Here is a 3,447-nt window from a genome sequence, read left to right as displayed (position 1 = left end):
CAGCCGGCGAGGCGGCGGCCCCGATCGGTCGGCTGCAACCTACTGACCGCGGCCGCGACCATTGCCCCGGCGGTGAATTGCATGACGATGCGCGGCAGCCAACTCCACGGCGTGTAGAACTGTCCGGTCACCAGCAGCGATATCACCGGCGGCAACGATGCCGCGACCGCCAGCCAGATCAGGTTGCGGGCCCGCGTCGCGCGTGCCATCCGGAAGATCACCAGCACCAGCAACCCGAACAACAGATACGCCAACCACTCGGCGCTGATCGACCAGGCCGGGCCGTCCCAGCTCGAATCGTCGAAGAACGGCTGGAACCACAGCTGTACCAACAGGACCTGACGCACGTAGCTGATCGCGGTGAAGCGGTAGATCTCCTGCGACGGCACGTGACCCACGTGCAGAGTGAAAATGACCCACAGCGCGGCCAGATGCAGCGTGACCAGATACACCGGCCACACCCTGGCCAACCGCAGCCAAAGAAAATGCAGGGTGGCACGGGTCGACCAGGATCCGCCCATCCGGTCAAGGTAGTTCCAGGTCAGCACGAACCCACTCAGGATGAAGAACAGATCCACACCCTGGGCTCCGCAATTGAGCACCGGTGTGAGCGCGTCGAGAAACCCGGGTGCGGCATCGCGCAACAGCGGCCGGAAGTGAAAGAGCACCACCCACACCGCGGCGACGATGCGAAGTCCTGTGAGGGCCTTGATGTCTCCGCTGCGCACAACATTCTTTCCGTGAGGCCGCTGATGCTTCACTCACCGCGGCGCATCGTCACAAACGACGGCGTTGGCAGGGTATCAGTGCGCCGGATCGATAGCGAGTTGTCGGCCCGGTGTGGCTTGCACCGATTATCCCGGTATCACCGCAGGCAGGCGGTGTGTCAAGGCCCACAAACAGCGAGCGCGAACGGGCGGAAGCGATCATTCACAGCACGCGTTGAGACGGTTAGCGTCAACTCAGCACTCGAGCGACATCACGGGAGAAAACATGCCGCTGTTGTACGTCGACCTCATCGAGGGTCGATCAGCTGCCGAGATCCGGACACTGCTGGACGCCATCCACGACGCGGTCGTCGAGGCGTTCGGAGTGCCGACACGGGATCGCTATCAGGTAGTGCGCACGCACCCCAGTCACGAGATCGTCGTCTGGGATACGGGTCTCGGGATCGAGCGCTCCGTCGCCCTGGTGGTGCTGCATGTGGTGAGCCGGCGTCGCTCGCCGGAAATGAAGCAACGGTTTTATGAGTTGGTGGCCGCTAATCTGGCCGCGCGTTGCGGGCTCGACTCGGCAGATCTCGTCGTGTCGATCACCGATAACAACGACGAGGACTGGTCTTTCGGCTATGGGCGGGCACAGTTCCTCACTGGAGAGCTCACATGAAAACCCGGCTCACCGAGTTCTTCGGCATCGACCACCCGATTGTGTCGGCGCCGATGGCGCTGGCCTCGGGAGGCAAGCTCGCCGCGGCCGTGTCATCGGCCGGTGGCCTCGGCCTGATCGGCGGCGGCTACGCCGACCCGGAGTGGGTAGCACGCGAATTTGGTCTGGCCGACGGCGCACGGGTCGGATGTGGCTTCATCACCTGGAGTCTGGCCCGCAACCCCGACGTGCTCGACGAGACGCTGGAACGGCATCCGGCGGCGATCATGTTGTCTTTCGGCGATCTGCACCCGTTCGCGGAGCGCATCCACGAGGCCGGGGTCCCGCTTATTGCGCAGGTTCAAACGCTCGACCGGGCGCGTCACGCGTTGGACGCCGGCGCGCAGATACTGGTGGCTCAGGGCAGCGAGGCGGGCGGGCACGGAATGACGGTGCGCACGACATTCACCCTGGTGCCCGAAGTCGTCGACCTGGCCGCCGACCGTGCACCCGACACGCTCGTGTTGGCGGCCGGCGGCGTCGCCGATGGGCGCGGACTTGCGGCCGCACTCACGCTCGGTGCCGATGGCGCGGTGGTCGGCACTCGGCTCTGGGCTTCCCCCGAAGCACTGGTGTCACCACGTGCGCACGAGCGAGCTATCGGTGCCAGCGGCGACGACACCTACCGCACTCGGGTTTATGACTACGTGCGGGAGCTGGACTGGGCGCCGGAATACAACGAGCGGGCCTTGAGTAACCCGTTCGTCGACGGCTGGCATGGCCGCGCAGCCGAACTGCAGGCGTCGTTGCCCGAAGTGGTGAGCACTTATCAAGCCGCCGTCGCCGCAGAGGACTTCGAGGCCGCCGCCATCCTCATCGGTGAGTCGATCGGTCTTATCCACCAAGTGCGTCCCGCTGCCGACATCGTCGCCGAGATGTCGGCTGAGGCAGATCGAATCCTGAACCGCAAGAGCAGCTTTGGGGCGAGCTCAGTACAGGGGTGACCAGGCTGACGTGCGAAGCAGTCGACTCTCCCACTGGTCGCGGTACTTCAGGGCATCGAACATGTAGGTCCCCGGCCCGCGATGCTCGGGCGGGATGTCGGTAGTCAGCAGATGTTTCAGGGCGGCGTAGTCGTTGGTCGCGTCGATCTTCTGCCACAGCATCGCCTCTCGGCGTTTGTAGCTCCCGTGCGCCACCTGGAAGCAGGCTTGGATTTCGAGCACCCGTCTGCCCGGGGGCGCCTTGGAAAGCACGCGATAGTAAATCTCATCCCAGCAGCGGATGTAATCGTCCAGCGCTGCATAGGGCCACCCGGTGTCCTCCATGAACAAACTCTGGGGGTGCGTCGCACCGTTGGTGGGCACGGTCGTCAGGTCCACTTCTTGCAGCGGGGACCACTCGACCGGCAACAGGATCTTGCCGGTGACCTGGTGGCGCAGGTTGTCCAATTCGCGCATCCAGGGCGCCAGATCGCCTTGTTGTGCTCGGCGGGCCAGGCTCTCCCACGCCGTGCCATCGGCTATCGCGGTCACCGTGACCACGTTGTAAGCCAACCCCGAGCCGTGTGCATGGTTGGTGTACCAGAGCAACCGAGCGTTCTCTTCTTGAGCCAGGGTTGGCATCCAACCTTCTCGGTAGGCCGCCTCGAAGTCGTCCTCGCGGGCGCCGACGACCTGGTGGGTTTCGTGAAGAAATAGCACGGCGACTCCTTTCGGTAGCTCAGGCGTTCTCGGCGATCAACAGGGCGAGTTGGCGGCGATTGACTTTGCCGGTGTCGCTGTACGGGATGTGGTCGACGATCGCCAGCCGCTCGGGCAACTTGAAATAGGCGATGAAGTCTCGGCAATGCGACCGCAGCTCGTCGAGCGTCACGGGGAGGCGGGTAACGACCGCCGCGCCCACCCGCTGACCCATCTCCTCGTCGGTAATGCCGGCGACCGCGACGTCGCTCACCGCGGGATGGGTACGCAGTGCCTCCTCGACCTCGATCGGGCCGAACTTCTCTCCCCCGCGGTTGATGGTGTCGCTGAGCCGGCCGCTGGGATAGATGTAGCCGTCGGCATCGCGGCGTGCGAGGTC

General features: G+C 64.6%; 5 protein-coding genes. 2 read left to right on the top strand and 3 right to left on the bottom strand.

Annotation, left to right across the window (positions count from 1 at the left end; translation table 11 throughout):
- On the bottom strand, nucleotides 1–728 hold a 728-nt coding region (locus tag VN856_RS18670), incomplete at its 3' end, for an acyltransferase (protein ID WP_325691698.1).
- Nucleotides 729–993: 265 nt separating this feature from the next.
- Between VN856_RS18670 and VN856_RS18665 the strand changes: the two genes are divergently transcribed.
- Both VN856_RS18665 and VN856_RS18660 read left to right on the top strand, forming a co-directional pair.
- Entirely contained in the window at nucleotides 994–1,386 is a 393-nt protein-coding gene (locus VN856_RS18665) for a tautomerase family protein (RefSeq protein WP_325691696.1), read from the top strand.
- Nucleotides 1,383–2,369, top strand: a complete 987-nt coding sequence (locus VN856_RS18660) for a nitronate monooxygenase (protein ID WP_325691694.1) — start codon at nucleotides 1,383–1,385, stop codon at nucleotides 2,367–2,369. The genes VN856_RS18665 and VN856_RS18660 overlap by 4 nt, the downstream gene beginning before the upstream one ends.
- Here the strand turns inward: VN856_RS18660 and VN856_RS18655 are convergent.
- Both VN856_RS18655 and VN856_RS18650 read right to left on the bottom strand, forming a co-directional pair.
- Nucleotides 2,355–3,068 (bottom strand): hypothetical protein, encoded by a 714-nt coding sequence (locus VN856_RS18655; protein WP_325691692.1) that lies wholly within the window; start codon nucleotides 3,066–3,068, stop codon nucleotides 2,355–2,357. The genes VN856_RS18660 and VN856_RS18655 overlap by 15 nt on opposite strands.
- Before the next feature lie 19 nt (nucleotides 3,069–3,087).
- On the bottom strand, nucleotides 3,088–3,447 hold a 360-nt coding region (locus VN856_RS18650), incomplete at its 5' end, for an AMP-binding enzyme (RefSeq protein WP_414686996.1).

The sequence above is a fragment of the Mycobacterium sp. genome (genome assembly GCF_035603715.1).
Taxonomy (GTDB): domain Bacteria; phylum Actinomycetota; class Actinomycetes; order Mycobacteriales; family Mycobacteriaceae; genus Mycobacterium.
The sequence above is the reverse complement of the archived record's forward strand: the minus strand, read 5'-3'. Positions and strand labels throughout refer to the sequence as shown.

Coding starts and splice junctions, on each gene's coding strand:
- VN856_RS18665 (WP_325691696.1), top strand. CDS start 994: ATGCCGCTGTTGTACGTCGACCTCATCGAGGGTCGATCAGCTGCCGAG.
- VN856_RS18660 (WP_325691694.1), top strand. CDS start 1,383: ATGAAAACCCGGCTCACCGAGTTCTTCGGCATCGACCACCCGATTGTG.